Annotated in this window: 17 protein-coding genes; 5 read left to right on the top strand and 12 right to left on the bottom strand. The window is 67.3% G+C overall.

Annotated features, from left to right (window positions below):
- Window positions 1–269 precede the first annotated feature (269 nt).
- From CFB34_RS07575 to CFB34_RS07540, 8 genes are all read right to left on the bottom strand, one after another.
- The gene (locus CFB34_RS07575; RefSeq protein WP_006412423.1) at window positions 270–1,262 is read right to left on the bottom strand and encodes an IS5-like element ISBmu2 family transposase; all 993 of its coding nucleotides are present in this window, start codon (window positions 1,260–1,262) and stop codon (window positions 270–272) included.
- A 624-nt stretch (window positions 1,263–1,886) separates the two neighbouring features.
- Window positions 1,887–2,468, bottom strand: a complete 582-nt coding sequence (locus CFB34_RS07570; RefSeq protein WP_089443030.1) for a DUF3501 family protein — start codon at window positions 2,466–2,468, stop codon at window positions 1,887–1,889.
- Window positions 2,469–2,499: 31 nt separating this feature from the next.
- Window positions 2,500–3,837 (bottom strand): heterodisulfide reductase-related iron-sulfur binding cluster, encoded by a 1,338-nt coding sequence (locus tag CFB34_RS07565; RefSeq protein WP_089443031.1) that lies wholly within the window; start codon window positions 3,835–3,837, stop codon window positions 2,500–2,502.
- Window positions 3,838–3,960: 123 nt separating this feature from the next.
- A complete protein-coding gene (locus CFB34_RS07560; RefSeq protein ID WP_027791020.1) occupies window positions 3,961–4,383 on the bottom strand; it encodes a rubrerythrin family protein in 423 nt (140 codons plus the stop codon).
- A gap of 308 nt (window positions 4,384–4,691) precedes the next feature.
- Window positions 4,692–5,960, bottom strand: a complete 1,269-nt coding sequence (locus CFB34_RS07555) for a DUF6596 domain-containing protein (protein ID WP_089443032.1) — start codon at window positions 5,958–5,960, stop codon at window positions 4,692–4,694.
- Window positions 5,957–6,373, bottom strand: a complete 417-nt coding sequence (locus CFB34_RS07550) for a glyoxalase/bleomycin resistance/extradiol dioxygenase family protein (RefSeq protein ID WP_089443033.1) — start codon at window positions 6,371–6,373, stop codon at window positions 5,957–5,959. The genes CFB34_RS07555 and CFB34_RS07550 overlap by 4 nt, the downstream gene beginning before the upstream one ends.
- A gap of 41 nt (window positions 6,374–6,414) precedes the next feature.
- Window positions 6,415–6,834, bottom strand: a complete 420-nt coding sequence (locus CFB34_RS07545) for a YciI family protein (protein WP_089443034.1) — start codon at window positions 6,832–6,834, stop codon at window positions 6,415–6,417.
- Between the two features lie 125 nt (window positions 6,835–6,959).
- Window positions 6,960–7,313 (bottom strand): YciI family protein, encoded by a 354-nt coding sequence (locus CFB34_RS07540; protein WP_089443035.1) that lies wholly within the window; start codon window positions 7,311–7,313, stop codon window positions 6,960–6,962.
- Between the two features lie 204 nt (window positions 7,314–7,517).
- Here CFB34_RS07540 and CFB34_RS07535 point away from each other — a divergent pair, with 204 nt between their 5' ends.
- From CFB34_RS07535 to CFB34_RS07515, 5 genes are all read left to right on the top strand, one after another.
- The gene (locus CFB34_RS07535) at window positions 7,518–9,383 is read left to right on the top strand and encodes an ExeM/NucH family extracellular endonuclease (protein WP_089443036.1); all 1,866 of its coding nucleotides are present in this window, start codon (window positions 7,518–7,520) and stop codon (window positions 9,381–9,383) included.
- 5 nt (window positions 9,384–9,388) lie between these two features.
- Window positions 9,389–9,682 carry a hypothetical protein gene (locus CFB34_RS07530; RefSeq protein WP_143329526.1) on the top strand — a complete coding sequence of 98 codons (294 nt, stop codon included), beginning with the start codon at window positions 9,389–9,391 and terminating at the stop codon, window positions 9,680–9,682.
- Window positions 9,669–10,055 carry a DUF883 family protein gene (locus CFB34_RS07525; RefSeq protein ID WP_089428053.1) on the top strand — a complete coding sequence of 129 codons (387 nt, stop codon included), beginning with the start codon at window positions 9,669–9,671 and terminating at the stop codon, window positions 10,053–10,055. The genes CFB34_RS07530 and CFB34_RS07525 overlap by 14 nt, the downstream gene beginning before the upstream one ends.
- 64 nt (window positions 10,056–10,119) lie before the next feature.
- Entirely contained in the window at window positions 10,120–10,704 is a 585-nt protein-coding gene (locus CFB34_RS07520) for a YSC84-related protein (protein ID WP_089443037.1), read from the top strand.
- 236 nt (window positions 10,705–10,940) lie between these two features.
- The gene (locus CFB34_RS07515; protein ID WP_039345329.1) at window positions 10,941–11,993 is read left to right on the top strand and encodes an AI-2E family transporter; all 1,053 of its coding nucleotides are present in this window, start codon (window positions 10,941–10,943) and stop codon (window positions 11,991–11,993) included.
- Window positions 11,994–12,036: 43 nt separating this feature from the next.
- On the opposite strand, the gene CFB34_RS07510 is transcribed toward CFB34_RS07515, so the two are convergent.
- The 4 genes from CFB34_RS07510 to CFB34_RS07495 form a co-directional block, all read right to left on the bottom strand.
- The gene (locus CFB34_RS07510) at window positions 12,037–12,552 is read right to left on the bottom strand and encodes a thioesterase (RefSeq protein ID WP_089443038.1); all 516 of its coding nucleotides are present in this window, start codon (window positions 12,550–12,552) and stop codon (window positions 12,037–12,039) included.
- Window positions 12,553–12,760: 208 nt separating this feature from the next.
- Entirely contained in the window at window positions 12,761–13,777 is a 1,017-nt protein-coding gene (locus CFB34_RS07505) for an NADP-dependent oxidoreductase (protein WP_089443039.1), read from the bottom strand.
- 37 nt (window positions 13,778–13,814) lie between these two features.
- A complete protein-coding gene (locus CFB34_RS07500) occupies window positions 13,815–14,603 on the bottom strand; it encodes an SDR family oxidoreductase (RefSeq protein WP_059521513.1) in 789 nt (262 codons plus the stop codon).
- Window positions 14,604–15,069: 466 nt separating this feature from the next.
- Window positions 15,070–15,660 (bottom strand): phosphatase PAP2 family protein, encoded by a 591-nt coding sequence (locus CFB34_RS07495; RefSeq protein ID WP_089443040.1) that lies wholly within the window; start codon window positions 15,658–15,660, stop codon window positions 15,070–15,072.
- Between the last annotated feature and the right edge of the window lie 79 nt (window positions 15,661–15,739).

The raw sequence follows: 15,739 nt of genomic DNA, 5'->3' as shown, positions 1-15,739 counted from the left end.
GCACATTATGTTTATCCGGAGTTGTGCATGCCGGCGCCGCACCGCACTTTCACGGTGCCGAGATTCCCGGCAATGACGCACAAATCACGGTCTCACTCCAATGTGGGAATTTTTGTGCACGAAGCATACCATCCCTAGGGAAACGCTGATCAATGGACCAACTTCCGAAGTTGCAGGCGAGATGGCTTCAAATTTTCTGGATGACGAAGCGAATCGGCGCTCAATTCAGTGAATTTGGCGCGTAAGCGAGCCTCCCCTGCTCGCATTTTTCATACGCATGACGGACTGCTCCCATGGACCGATCGCAACAGATTTCGCGCAATCACCAGATTCGCCAGAGCGAACAGGCTGAACAGTTGCGCGGTGTTCTTGGCCAAGCCCTTGTATCGGGTCTTGCGATGCTGAAACAGATTCTTGACGATATGAAACGGATGCTCAACCCGCGAACGGATCTGCGCCTTGGTTCGCTCGAGCGCGATCACCAGGTCCTTCAGCGCTCCTTCTTGCATCGCCTTGATCTTTCCCCGCCTGGCAGCGACGTGCCACTTCACGGCCTTGCCCGCCATTTCCTCGCGCTTGTCGACGCCAATGTAGCCCGCGTCGGCGAACACCTGCTCTTCATGCCCGTGCAGCAGGGCATGAGCTTGCGATACATCCGACACGTTGGCCGCCGTGCCAACCACACTGTGAATCAGGCCCGAGTCGGCGTCGACGCCAATGTGGGCTTTCATGCCAAAGTGCCATTCGTTGCCCTTCTTCGTTTGATGCATTTCCGGGTCACGGCTCTTCCCGGCATTCTTGGTCGACGGCGGCGCTTCAATGATCGTCGCGTCAACCAGCGTGCCTTCCTTCATCATCAGCCCACGCTCGCACAGCGAGATGCCAATCTCGTCGAACAACTTCCGTGTCAGTTCGTGTTCGATCAGCAGGCGCCGGAACTTCAACAGCGTGGTTGCATCAGGCACGTTCTCGATCGCCAGATCGATGCCGGCGAAGGCTCGCAGCGTGATGCTGTCATACAGCGCGTCTTCCAGTCCTTCGTCCGACAGTCCGTACCACTGTTGCACGAAGTAGATTCGCAGCATCCGCTCAAGGCCAATCGGCGGGCGACCTCGCGTGCCCTTCGGATAGTGCGGTTCGATGGCCGACAGCAAGCGCTGCCACGGAACGACCTTCTCCATCTCTTCCAGGAAGCGTTGGCGCCTCGTCACTCGCTTCTTGCCTGCAATTTCCGCTTCCGCGAAGCCGATCTGCCTCTTCATCGTCGTGGGTCCGTTCCGTGAGCTGTCTTCTAAACGTCCTCGGCTACGTCTGCGATGACCGCCGAGCCGAATAAATCAGCGTTTCCCTAGGGTTTATCTCAATATGACAATGACTTAATGTTACGCACTGAAACAACCCGCCATGGATGAGTAATGTATTTACGCTTGAATTTTTTTGCGGGATCTTTATGCCCCCGGCTGCAAAGGCCCGTCTGGCGGGGCTCTACGGCGTATGAAGGATGCCTTTTCATGGGCATTTCCGGGCTGCTCCGGCCCCTGCCGGCAACAATCCCGCGCATTGCTGCCGGATATCGGTAAATCAGGGAAAAAAGCGTAACAAGATATTCACGAATCGGTAAATCATTCAAATTCGACCGATTTTAATTATCTCCGTGCACAATCTTTTTATTGTTTCTCTGCGAGTGATGAAAGCACGGTGACGTGCGACGCACATTTTTCGCCGCGCGCAAACTCGTGACGTCTGTTACAACTTCGGGGGCGACGCGCGGGCGACCGCGCCGCATCGGGGGCGGGAATTATGTTTCGGGTCGGAACGGAAAAAGGGAAACCGGTGGGTGGGCGGTGCCGGACATGCCGGACATGCCGGACGTTGCAGCGGACGCGTCAGCGCAGATCGCCGGCCAGCGACGCGGTCACGTCCGCCTCCACGCGCTGCGGCGGCATCGTGTAGGCCGGGTGATCGCACCCGATCGAGAGCGCCGCCCCGCCCCTGAGCGCCGCGCGCATCGGCGCGTCGAGCTCGAAGCGCACGAAGTGCACGGCCGACGTCTTCTCGGCGGTGTCGCGGTCGAGATCCTCGTCGGCGATCGCGTAGACGCGCGCGTGCCCGTCGACCTGCAGGTACACGCGATCCTCGACACCGATCAGCCGCGCGAGCGCCGCACGCCGTTCGGCCTCGTGCTCGTACTCGATCTGCATCGTCGCCTTCAGGTTCGTGCCGTCGGGCACGAGTGGCAGATACGCGTCCAGCTCCCCTTCGATGCCGGCCTGGTCAAAGATCTTCTCGATGTGCAGCATCTCCTGGATCTGGTAGCGGATCGTCGTCTCGTCCTCGAACAGGAAACGCAGGTGGTTGCCGAGCGCCACCGCGCGGCGGCGCTTGTACGCGACGAGCCGCGCGTGTTCGGCCTTGCGGATCTTCGCGTACGCTTCGAGCGTCAGCAGGGAGTCGCGGGTCAACGTCATGGGAGGTCCTCGTGGGTCGGCCGGCGGCGGCTCAGATGCCGTACGCGCGGCGCAGCAGCGTAAGCGGATGCGCGAGCGGCGCGGACGGCAGCCCCTTCTCGTCGATGCCCTGCACGATGTGATGACCGGCCAGCGCGCAGTCCGACGACACGACATCCGGCTGCGGCTCGGCCATCGCCTTGAACACGGGCCCGCCGATCCGCATCGCGTCCGCGTGAAATGCCTTCTTCACGCCGAACGTGCCCGCATGGCCCGAGCAGCGCTCGACGACGTTCACGCGCGTATCGGGCACGAGCGACAGCGCGTCGGCCGTCTTGCGGCCGATGTTCTGCACGCGCGCATGGCACGGCACGTGGTACGACACGGTGCCGAGGCCGGTCTTGAAATCGGTCTTCAGCAGTCCGTCGCGATGCCGCGCGATCACGTATTCGAACGGATCCCAGAATGCGTCGGCCACCGCGCGCACCGCTTCGTCGCCGGGGAACATCAGCGGCAGCTCGCTCTTGTACATCAGCACGCAGCTCGGGATCGCGCCGATCAGCGCATAGCCTTCGCGCGCGTAGCGTTCGAGCACGGGCAGGTTCACGTCCTTCTTCGCGGCCACGCCGGCGAGATTGCCCTGCTCGAGCAGCGGCATCCCGCAGCAGGCTTCGCGCGTGACGAGTTCGTACGGGATGTCGTTGTGCGCGAGGATCGCGAGCAGGTCGTGGCCGATGCCGGGCTCGTTGAAATTCACGTAGCAGGTTGCATAGATCGCCACCTTGCCGGGCGTGCGTTCGCCGTCGCGCACCGGCAAGCCGTCCGACGGCCGCGCCGTGCGCCGGAACTTGCGCGGCGCGAATTCCGGCAGCCACGCGTGGCGATCGACGCCGAGCGCCGCCTCGAGCGCATGGCGCGCGGGCTGCGTGCGGTTCACCGCGTTCACCGCCTGCGTGACGATCGGAATGCCGGCGAAGTGGCCCAGCGCGTCGGTATTCGACAGCACCTTGTCGCGCAGCGTCGCTTCGCCGCGCTGGTAGCGCGCGGCCTTGCCGCGCAGCATCAGGTGCGGAAAGTCGACGTTCCATGCATGCGGCGGCACGTACGGGCATTTCGTCATGTAACAGAGGTCGCACAGGTAGCACTGGTCGACGACCTTGCCGAACGCGGCCTTCGGCACCTCCTCGATGTCGCCCATCGGCGTGTCGTCGACCAGATCGAACAGCGTCGGAAACGCGCCGCACAACGACACGCAGCGCCGGCATCCGGCGCAGATGTCGAACACGCGCGTCATTTCCGCATCGATCGCGGCCTGGTCGTAGAACGCATCGGACTGCCAGTCGAGCGGATGCCGGGTCGGGGCTTCGAGACTGCCTTCCTTGTGGGGCATGGGGCGCTCCATCCAGCGTGGCGCGCATGCGCGCCCGCGCCGCCCGCGCGATGCGGGCAGCGATGAACGAACAGCCGGCCGCTTGCCGGTCGCACGGCCTGCCGTGCGGCCCGCGGCGGCCCGTCAGTCGACGAGACTGTCCAGCGCCTTCGTGTAGCGGTTCGCGTGGCTGCGTTCAGCCTTCGCGAGCGTCTCGAACCAGTTCGCGATTTCGTCGAAGCCTTCGTCGCGCGCGGTCTTCGCCATGCCCGGATACATGTCGGTGTATTCGTGCGTTTCGCCGGCGATCGCCGATTCGAGATTCTGCCGCGACGAACCGAACGGCAAGCCCGTTGCCGGATCGCCGACAGCCTCCAGATATTCGAGATGGCCGTGCGCATGGCCGGTTTCGCCTTCGGCGGTCGAGCGGAACAGCGCGGCGACGTCGTTCTGGCCTTCGACGTCAGCCTTCGAAGCGAAATACAGATAACGCCGGTTCGCCTGCGATTCGCCCGCGAATGCGGCTTTCAGGTTCTCTTCGGTTTTGCTGCCCTTGAGTTGAGCCATTTGCGCCTCCGTTCGAGTCGGCGCGGCCGCGTGCGGAGCCGGGTCGATCAGGTATGTGGGGAACGATGCGCTTGCCGGGGGCGCACGCATCGTGCTCTTCAATCTAGGCGCTCGCGTTCGCATCCCCCAATAGGCTTTTTCAATCCGGGTGATAGTGCTTGGTGGGGCGGCGCGCCGGGGGGATGTGCTCGGGTGCTCGGGTGCTCGGGTGTTCGGGTGTTCGGGTGTTCGGGTGTTCGGGTGTTCGGGTGTTCGGGTGTTCGGGTGTTCGGGTGCTCGTTGCTCGGCATTCGCGCGTGCCGCGTGCGTCACGCGTCCGTCGCACGCCTGAGCAGCAACTCGCGCTCGCGCTCGTTGCGCGTCAGTTCCGCCGCGCGGCGGAATTCGGCCTTCGCCTCGTCGGCGCGGCCCAGCTTCGCCAGCAGGTCGCCGCGCACGCTCGGCAGCCAGTGATAGCGCGCGAGTGCGGGATCGTCGCGCAGCGCGTCGACGAGTTCGAGCGCCGCGGCAGGCCCGAACGCCATCCCGACGGCCACCGCGCGATTCAGCTCGACGACGGGCGACGGCGCGACTTCGGCGAGCGCGTCATACAGCGCGACGATCTGCGCCCAGTCCGTATCCGACGCGTGCCGCGCACGCGCATGGCAGGCTGCCAGCGCGGCCTGCAGCGCATACGGCCCGCGCACGCCGCCGAGCTTCGTCGCCCGTTCGAGCGCCGCGAGGCCGCGCCGGATCAGCAGCGGATCCCAGCGGCTGCGATCCTGGTCGAGCAGCAGCACGGGCCGGCCCTGCGCGTCGGTGCGTGCATGCATGCGCGACGCCTGCAGCTCCATCAGCGCGACGAGCCCGAGCACCTCGCTCTCGTCCGGCGCCAGCCCGGCCAGGACGCGGCCGAGCCGCAACGCCTCGTCGCACAGCGCCGGGCGCGTCCAGTCGTCGCCCGAGGTCGCCGCATGACCTTCGTTGAACACGAGATAGATCACTTCGAGCACCGACGCGAGCCGCGCGGGCCGCGCGTCGGCCGCCGGCACCTCGAACGGCACGTGCGCCGCCGCAAGCGTGCGCTTGGCGCGCACGATCCGCTGCGCGATCGTCGGCTCGGGCGTCAGGAACGCGCGCGCGATCTCTCCCGTCGTCAGCCCGCCGAGCAGCCGCAACGTGAGTGCCACGCGCGCATCGGTCGACAGCACCGGATGGCACGACGTGAAGATCAGCCGCAGGAGGTCGTCGCCGATGTCGTCGTCGCTCGCGTCGGCAAGCGCCTCGGCGATATCGGGGACGACATGCGCTTCGAGCGCGTCCATCTCGTGGCCGAGCTGGTCGCGCTTCGCCGCGTGGAGCGACTCCTGCCGGACACGATCGAGTGCGCGACGCTTCACGGCCGTCATCAGCCATGCGGCCGGGTTGTCGGGCACGCCGTCGACGGGCCAGTGCTCGAGCGCCGCGACGAGCGTGTCCTGCGCCAGCTCCTCGGCCACGCCGACGTCGCGCACCACGCGCGCGGCGCGCGCGATGATCTTGGGCGCCTCGATCCGCCAGACCGCTTCGATCGCACGGTGAGTCGCCTCACGCGTCACGACGCCTGCCCCTTGGCGGACGCGTCCAGCGGCATGGCCATCAGCTCCCATGCATGACCGTCCGGGTCGTCGAACCCGTGGCCGTACATGTTCGGGTACTCGCGCGGCGCCTGCGGCGCGGACCCGCCGGCCGCCAGCGCCTTCGCGACGATCGCGTCGACCTCGGCGCGGCTGTCGCACGACAGGCACGACAGGACCTGCACCTGCGTCGCCGGATCGATGATGGTTTTGCCGGTGAACGTCTGGAAGAACGGCCGCACGAGCAGCATCGCGAAGATCGTGTCGCTGATCTTGATGCAGGCGGCCTGGTCGTTGGTATAGGCCGGTACGACTTCGTAGCCGAGCGCCTGGTAGAACGCCTTCGAGCGCGGCAGGTCGGCCACCGGCAGGTTGATGAAGACCATCTTGTGCATGTCGGGTACTCCCGGTGAGGTGGATTCAGGTCGGCAATCAATCAGGCGCTGGTACGGCCCACGTGGAGTTCGCGGAACCGCTCGACCGCATCGCTCGGCGTGAGGTCGTCGAGCTCGAACAGCGGCCGCACCTCGATCTCGCAATCCATCTCGGCGCCGAACGGCGCGGGGAACCGGCGCGTCCATTCGAGCGCTTCGTCGCGCGAACGCACCTGGATCAGCGTATAGCCGGCAATCAGTTCCTTCGTTTCGGCGAACGGGCCGTCGACCACGGTGCCCTTGCCGTCCTTGTAGCGCACGCGCCAGCCACGCGCGCTCGGCCGCAGCCCGTTCGCGTCGAGCAGCACGCCGGCCTTGGCCAGCTCCTCGTGGTAGACAGTCATGGCCTCGACCAGCCGGTTGTCCGGCAACGCGTCGGATTCGCTGACGGCGTTCGCCCGGATCATGATCATGAAGCGCATCGTTCACTCCTTGTCGTCGGTGGAAGGCAGCGCCGATTCATCGGCGCCTTATCCGGACGACGGCCGGCAGACGGCCGGATCGACATACTCCGCGACGTATCAGGGTAAATACCGAGTCTCGGCCATCACAGGAAGCACGGACCGACCGCCCGCACCTCGACCGTGCACCACTGCGCGGCCGGGCACTGGCGCGCGATTTCGATCGCTTCCTCGCGCGTGTCGACGTCGACGAGGAAGAAGCCGCCGACCATCTCCTTCGCTTCCGCGAACGGGCCGTCGAGCAGGCGCGTCTCGCCGTCGCGCACCTGCACGCGCGTCCCGCGCTCGGCGCGCTCCAGCGACTCGACGCCGCGCAGCACGCCGCGCGCCTTCAGCGTCTCGGCGAAATCGACCATCCGCGCGTACAGCGCCTGACCTTCGTCGAGTGTGCGTTCGGCGCGCTGCTCGGTCGGCTCGACTATCAACAGCATGTAAGACATGGATGACTCCTGTGGGAACGGGGCGCGGCAGCGCTCGCTGCGCGATCGGGATGCGCCGGCCGATGCAAAAGCGTAGCAGCCGTAGTGCCGCTTGCATCGTCGGCCGATCGGCAACTGGCCGGACGGCCATTTCCGCCGCTTCCAGACATTTTGCCGTCAAGATGCCTTCCCGAACCGTCGGATTGTCTTCCTGTGGACCGCCCCATGTCACAGCTGCTTGTGCCGCTTGCCGTTGCACCGTTCATCACCGTCGCCGCGCTCGCCGCCCTTCCTGCCCGGCCGGCCACGGCCGCGCCGCCGGTCAGCGCCCGCTGCGGCGGCGCGACCACGCCGGTTGCCGACCTTCGCGGCGCCGGCGGCCCGTCGCCGCTGGCGGGGCAAACGACCTCGATCGAAGCGGTCGTCACCGCGGCGTTCGGCGGCGCCGACGGACTCGGCGGCTTCTTCGTCCAGCAGGCCGACGCGCAGCGACGGCACCGGCCGGGCGTCCCTGAAGGCGTGTTCGTGTACGCGCCGAGCGCGCGCGCGCAGGCCGGCGATCGCGTGCATCTCACGGGCCGCGTCGACGAGCGTTACGGCCGGACGCAATTCACGCTGTCGGGCGGCGTGACCGTCTGCGCGCGCGGGCAACAGGTCACGCCTGCCACGCTCACGCTGCCCGTCGCCACCCCGGCGGTGCTGGCCGCGCTCGAAGGCATGCGGGTGCGCCTGCCGCAAACGCTGACGGTCAGCGATACCCACGAACTCGGCCGCTACGGCAGCGTCGTCCTCAGCCACGGCCGGCTACGCATCCCGACCCACGTCGCTCCGCCGGCCGAGGCCGCCGCGATCGCGACCGCCAACGCACGCAACCGCATCGTGCTCGACGACGGCTCGGCCCGCCGCGAGCCCGCGACCGTGCGCTATCCGCCGCCCGCGCTAAGCGCTGCCAACACGCTGCGCGCGGGCTACACGGTACGCGGCATCGAAGGCGTGCTCGAGCTGCGCTACGGCGCGTGGCGGCTGCAACCGGTCGCCGGCGCGGCGCCGGTGTTCGATGCCGCCGCGAACCCGCGCACCGAGGCGCCGGCCCGGCACCCGGACGCCGACGTGCGCATCGTGTCGTTCAACGTTTTCAACTATTTCAACGGCGACGGGCGTGGCGGCGGTTTCGATGCCCCGGCCAACCGCGGTGCGAAAACGCCCGCCGCGTTCGCGCGACAGGAGGCGAAGATCGTCGCGGCGTTGCGCGCGCTGCGTGCCGACGTGATCGGGCTGGTGGAAATCGCGAACAACGGCCACGGTGAAACAAGCGCCGTACGCCGTCTCGCCGCGCAACTCGGCGACGGCTGGCGCGCGGTCGAGCCCGGCACCGCGCGCCTCGGCCGCGATGCGATCGCAGTCGCGCTGCTGTACGACAGCCGCACGGTCGAGCCGGCCGGGCGCGCCGCGACCGTCGCACTCGGCGGCCGGCACCGCCCGCCGCTCGCGCAGACATTCCGGCGCACCGGCGGCACGCGCGCCTTCACGGTCGCGGTCAATCACCTGAAATCGAAGAACTGCCCGAACGCGACCGGCGCCGATCGCGACCAGGCGGACGGCCAGGGCTGCTGGAATGCGGCGCGCACGCGAGCCGCCGTGCGCGTCGCCGACTGGCTCGCCACGTCGCCGACCGGCGCCACGGCCGATGGCGTCCTGCTGATCGGCGACCTGAACAGCTACGCGAAGGAAGACCCGGTGCGCGCGCTCGAATCGCGCGGCTACGCGAACCTGGTGGCCCGCTTCGTCGGCGATGCTGCGTACAGCTACGTATTTCGCGGCGCAGCGGGCAGCCTCGACCACGCGCTGGCCACGCCGGCGCTCGCCGCGCGCGTGAGGGCCGTACACGTCTGGCACATCAACGCCGACGAGCCGGCCACCCTGCAACCGTTGCCTGATTACAAAACGGCCGCGCAACGGTCGATTTATTACGCACCCGACGCGTACCGGTCGTCGGATCACGATCCCGTCGTGATCGACGTCGCGCTTGGCGATGGCGGCGCGCCGGCAGCCCCGGGCACGAACCATGCTTCTCGATCAACGGTCGATTAGTGCATTTGCATCAGCACAAGGCCTGCAACGGCACTATTTACCTGGTGGCCCGGGTGACGCGATATTTACCGGGCTTTCACTGCGTATCGCAGCCCGATACGCCGCTTCGCCCGGAACGCGAATTTTTTTCAATCGCCGCGCAGCCCCGTGCGGCGGGGCTTCGCGGCGATCCTGCCGACAAATTGAAAATTTGTCTCGAAACAAAATCGGGCCAAGTGAATCACACAGGTTGCTGGGATTCGTCTTATCTTCAAATTTGCCTTGAATCGAAGGAGGATAAACACCATGGCGCTCACTGACTCGATCGAACACAAGCTGGACCGCGGCCTTTCCGACATTCGTCGCACGGGCCGGCGCGTGGGACGCACGACGCGCTCGGCCGCCCGCGACCTGCATGACGACGTCACCGACGATCTGCGCGGGCTGGTCGACGAACTGGAAGATCTGCTGAAAAACGACGGCGACGGCGATATCGCCGCGCTGCGCAAGCGCGTGCAATCCAAGCTGGATGAAGCGCGCGGCGCACTCGACCATGCGTCGGGCAGCGCGGCCGCCCGGCTGCGCGATTCGGCCGAACGCGTGTCGCAGGTCGTGCAAGACAACCCGTGGCAAACCGCCGGCGTCGTCGCCGGCCTCGCGTTCGTTGCGGGCCTGCTCCTTGCCCGCCGTTGAGCGGAGCCGGCCGCCACGCGCCCGCCCCGTCCGTCCTCAATCAGACAAACGAAGGAGAAACGCCATGCAGAAGACCTTTGCCATGAAAGCCGCCGCCGCCGTCCTGCTCGGCAGCCTCGCGCTCGCCGGTTGCACGACCACCCCGGACAAACCGGAAGGCGCCGCGGCCAGCGCGTCGAAGCGCCAGTCGATCGACGCCAGCGTCAACGCGACGCTGTCGCGCCTCTATTCGACGGTGCCGGGTTCGCGTGAACTCGTCGCGAAATCGCGCGGCGTGCTCGTGTTCCCGAACGTGCTGCAGGCCGGCTTCATCGTCGGCGGCCAGTCCGGCAACGGCGCGCTGCGCGTCGGCGGCAGCACGGTCGGCTACTACAACACGTCGTCGCTGTCGGTCGGCCTGCAGGCCGGCGCGCAGTCGAAGGCGATCGTGTTCCTGTTCATGACGCAGGATGCGCTCGACTCGTTCCGCAAGTCCGACGGCTGGGCCGCGGGCGCCGACGCGTCGGTCGCGGTCGTGAAGGTCGGCGCGAACGGCGCGGTCGACTCCAACACCGCCACCGCCCCGGTCCAGGTGCTGGTCCTGACCAACGCGGGCCTGATGGGCGACCTGTCGGTGAACGGCACCAAGGTCACGAAGCTCAATATCTGACGATGCGGCACGCGGCGTCACGCCGCGTTTGCTTCCCGGCAGCGCCGCGGCCCCGGCCGCGGCGTTTTCGTATGGGCCGCGCGCAGCGGCTATGATGGCGGCGCCTTTGCGGGCATACTCCGCTTCGGGCCGCCCTGCGTCGCATTTCGCCGCGAACCCGTGACGATCGGGAACCGATCGCGCGCGGGGCAACGAGATTCAATCAAACCACGCATCAATCTGCGCGAACGTCATCCATGGAAAGCGGACACGACCACCAAAAATTCTTCTATTTCCTGCTGGCCGCGGTCACCGTCGGACTCTGCTGGATCCTCGCGCCGTTTTCCGGAGCCGTGTTCTGGGGCACCATTCTCGCGATCCTGTTCCAGCCCGTGCAGCGCTGGCTCGCCGCGCGCTTCGGCAAGCGGCGCAACCTGGCCGCGCTCGTGACGCTGTCGCTGATCGTCCTGATCGTGATCCTGCCGCTCGTGTTCGTCGCCGCGACGCTCGTGCAGGAAATCGCGTACGTGTACCAGGAGCTCAAGGACGCCCAGCCGAACTATTCGCAGTATTTCCACGACATCATTCATGCGCTGCCGACGTCGATCCAGAACCTGCTGCAGAAATACGGGCTGACCAACATCCCGGGCATCCAGAAGAAGCTGACCGACGGCGCCGCGCAAATCAGCCAGTTCGCGGCCACCCAGGCGCTCAGCATCGGCCAGAACACGTTCCAGTTCGTCGTGAGCTTCGGCGTGATGCTGTACATGGTGTTCTTCCTGCTGCGCGACGGCGGCGAGATCGGCCGCCGCGTGCGCCGCGCGCTGCCGCTCGACGAGGAGCACAAGAACCTGCTGCTTGCGAAGTTCACGACCGTCGTGCGCGCAACGGTGAAGGGCAACATCGCGGTCGCGCTCGTGCAGGGCGCGCTCGGCGGCCTGATCTTCTGGATCCTCGGGATCGAGGGCGTGGTGCTGTGGGGCGCGCTGATGGCGTTCCTGTCGCTGCTGCCCGCGATCGGCGCGAGCCTCGTCTGGGTGCCGGCCGCGCTCTACTTCCTGATGATCGGCGCGGTCTGGAAGTGCGTGATCCTCGTCGCGTTCTGCGTGGGCGTGATCGGCCTCGTCGACAACCTGCTGCGCCCGATCCTCGTCGGCAAGGACACGAAGATGCCCGACTGGGTCGTGCTGATCTCGACGCTCGGCGGGATGGCGCTGTTCGGCATCAACGGCTTCGTGATCGGGCCGCTCGTCGCCGCGCTGTTCATGGCGAGCTGGGACATCTACGCGCGCGCCGAACAGGGCGAATGACGCATCGCGTGGCCGCGTGCCACGCACCTGCCGGCACGCGCCGTCACGGATGGCGAATGCGGATCACGACGGGCGCCTCGGCGCCCGTTGCTTCATCCGCCGCCAGCGTCATCACGCCGCCATACGGGCCCACGCGATACGTGCGGCCCGATACCAGCGGCACGCTTCGATCGTCGTGCGCATCGCGCCACGTTGCCCGCACACGCGAAGCGACTTCGGGCGAGAGCCGCGCACCGTCGGGCCCGACCAGCGCCACCTGGGCGCCCGGCAATCGCCGGCCATGGGCATCGAATCGCAGCGTTGCCGCCGCCCCGCCGTTCGCCATCTCTCGTCCTTCGACCACCTCGCCCGAGCGCGCGTCGAGCGTCACGTCGTAGAGATCGACGAGCGCGCCCGTGAACCGTACGGTGCCGTCCGACGCGGCATGCCCGGCCGCCACCGCATTCGACATCGCGAACGCCGCGCCAAGCCCGATTACGATCTGCCGCACGGCACCGGCGCACCACACCGTTCGATTGCGTATCGCCACCGATGCCGCCCGCTTCGCGTCGTTTCGCATGTTCCCTCTCCTCTTCCGTGTGACCAGAAAAAAAGGCGGCGTGACGCGTCGGTCACGCCGCCTGTCTGCTGGCAATCACTTTAGGGAGAGACGTCCGGACAATATATGGGACTAGTCCGAAACTAATGCACGGTTGTTCGAACGCACCGCGTTCGGCATCCGCTCGCGGCAGCGTACGAACGGCATTGCACGCTGCGCGTCGGGCCGGTCACGCGCCGGGATCGACGCGCAGCACGAGCTTGCCGCGATGGTCGCCGTCGAACAGGCGATTCAGCACGTCAGGTGCATTCTCGAGACCGTCCGCAACAGTTTCCTCTGCCTTGAGCCGGCCGTCGCGCAGCCAGCCCGCGAGCGTCTGCACGGCTTCACGGCTCTTGCGATAGTCGAGGATGAGGAAGCCGCGCATCGTCAGCCGCTTCGAGATCAGCACGCCGACGTCGTCCGCCGCGCGCCCGCTGTTGTAGTTCGAGATCACGCCGCACAGCGCGACGCGCCCGCCGATCACCATCCGCGACAGCACCGCGCGCATCACCTCGCCGCCGACGTTTTCGAAGTTCACGTGCACGCCGTCCGGCGTCGCCGCCTTCAGTTGCTCGCGGAAATCGTCGGCCTTGTAGTCGACGGCCGCGTCGAAACCGAGCGTCTCAGTCAGGTAGCGGCACTTGTCCGCGCCGCCCGCGATGCCGACCACGCGTGCGCCGTGGATCTTGCCGATCTGGCCGGCGATCGAGCCGACCGAGCCGGCCGCCGCCGATACCACGAGCGTCTCGCCCGGCTGCACCGGCGCGATATCGGTCAGCCCGTAATACGCGGTCAACCCGCTCATCCCGCACGCGCCGAGCAGCGTCGGCAGCGGCAGGCCCGACGCCGTGGGCAGCTTCACGAGCTGCGCGGCCTGGTCGGCAGGCACGACCGCGTAATCCTGCCAGCCGACGAGCCCCTGCACGAGATCGCCTTCCGCGAACCCCGCGTTGCGCGACGCCACCACGCGCCCGATGCCGAGCGCGCGCATCACCTCGCCGATCGCGACGGGCGGCAGGTACTGCGGCACGTCGCTCATCCACACGCGGTTGGTCGGGTCCATCGACAGATACAGCACGCGCACGAGCACCTCGCCGTCGGCGAGCGCCGGCACCGGCGTCTCGACGAGCGAAAAGTGTTCGCGGCCGACCCGCCCTTCCGGGCGCGTTTTCAGCAGCAGTTGGCGGTTCACGGGTGTGGACACGATGTTCTCCTCCGGTCGTAGTAGTTCGGGATGCGCGTCAGACCGCGCACATGCCGCCGTCGATCACGAGTTCGGCGGCCGTCACGAAGCGGCTCTCGTCGGATGCGAGATACACGGCCGCGTGCGCGACGTCGTCCGGCTCGCCGAGCCGGCGCAGCGGAATGCCGCGCGCGAGCTTGCGCGTCGCGTCGCGTTCGCCGAGCGACTGGAACAGCGGCTCGACGATCCCCGTGCGGATGAACGCCGGGTGAATCGAGTTGCAGCGCACGTCGATCTCGCGGCGCGCGCAGTCGATCGCGACCGACTTCGTCAGCGACGCGACCGCCGCCTTCGACGCGTTGTACGCGGTGAAATCCGGCTCGACCTTGAACGCGGCGACCGACGAGATGTTGATGATCGATGCGGGATGGCTTTCGGCCAGATACGACAGTGCATGCTTGCAGCCGAGCACGATGCTCTCGACGTTGATCGCCATCACGCGCCGCCATTCGTCCAGCTCGATCTGCGCGGGCGAGCCGATCGAGCCGACGCCCGCGTTGTTGACGAGCACCGACAGCCCGCCCATCGCGTCGACCGCCTGCGCGAGCAGCGCCTGCCAGCGCGCTTCGTCGCGCACGTCCTGCGTCGCGGCGAACGCGACCGGCGTCGCGTGGCCCGCGTTGAGCTCCTGCGCGAACGCGTCGAGCACCGCCGCGTCGGCGATGTCGGTCACGAACACGCGCGCGCCCTGCTCGACCATCCGGCGCGCGATCGCGCGGCCGAGGCCGCCCGCGGCGCCCGTGATGTATGCGCACTTGCCGGCAAGGCGCGAAGAAACGACTGTCATGTGACCTGCTCCTATCGTGAATCGTCGTCGCGGAACGCTGCCGCGACGGGTGGGCCGTGCCTGTTCCGGCCGACGCGGGCCGGTCGACCGTACCTCGACATCACGAGGCGCCGCACGGTTTCCACGAGTATATCGACATGAACCTGACGCGTGCCGGACGTGCCGGGCAGCCTGCCCCGGTTGAACGACAGCCAGCGTACGCGAATGCCGCCAATCGATGAAATGAATAATCGTTATGCCCGGTCATAGGCTCTGTTCATGACCTCAGCGTGTCGGCGCGCAGGCGCGGGCCGGCTGCCCCCGCGGATCATGCAGACCGGCCGGGTCGTTGATTCAGGCAATGACGAAGCACGGCGTTCCGCGCGGACGCGAAAGCGCTCGGGAAGATGAACGGGGTGGAATCGTGCAACCGCCGGGCGAATGCCGGCGGCAAGAAAGCGGCACCGGGGCGCCGCGACGGCTACCGTCAGAATCCGTCGCCCGACGGCGCGCGCACGAACGCGCAGAGTTGCGGCGAATGGGTGTCGATCATCTGCTGGAACGGCGCACGGTGCCCGTACGCGATGCCCGACACGAGCAGCAGGCAGACGGCCGCGACGCGCGGCGAGAAGGCACGCTGCCGCGCGCTGTCGTAGCCGCGCAGGAACACCAGCGCGACCAGCGCGCCGAGCATCCAGCCGACGATCACCTCCGGCACGGTGTGCGAATGATCGAATACGCGCGCGACGGCCGTGAGCGCGCCGACGGCCAGCCCGGCCGCGATGCCGGGCGTCTTGCCCGGCCGGAACGCCTGCCACAGCATCGACAGCGCGACGGTCCACACGGACGTCGACAGCATCGTATGGCCGCTGATCACGCGGAAATCGAATTGCGGCAGCTCGATGCCGCACCCGGCATAGAGGATCTTGGTGGCGCCGACGAGGCCCATGCCGGCGGCGAGCAGCACGCCCCAGCGGACGGCGAGGCGCCAGTCGGTCAGCGCGAACCACGCCGCGCAGGTCAGCGCGATCGGCAAGGTCAGCGCGGCATCGCCGATGTTGCTGATTTCACTCCACATAACGGACTTCGGACGACGATCGAAAGGCCGCAGTTTACCGCATGCGCGCCGCGCGACTGTGTCAGCCTGTGTCAGGCTG

The sequence above is a fragment of the Burkholderia sp. HI4860 genome (assembly GCF_002223045.2).
Taxonomy (GTDB): domain Bacteria; phylum Pseudomonadota; class Gammaproteobacteria; order Burkholderiales; family Burkholderiaceae; genus Burkholderia.
Note: the sequence above shows the minus strand (reverse complement) of the source record. Positions and strands in the feature narration are given on the sequence as shown.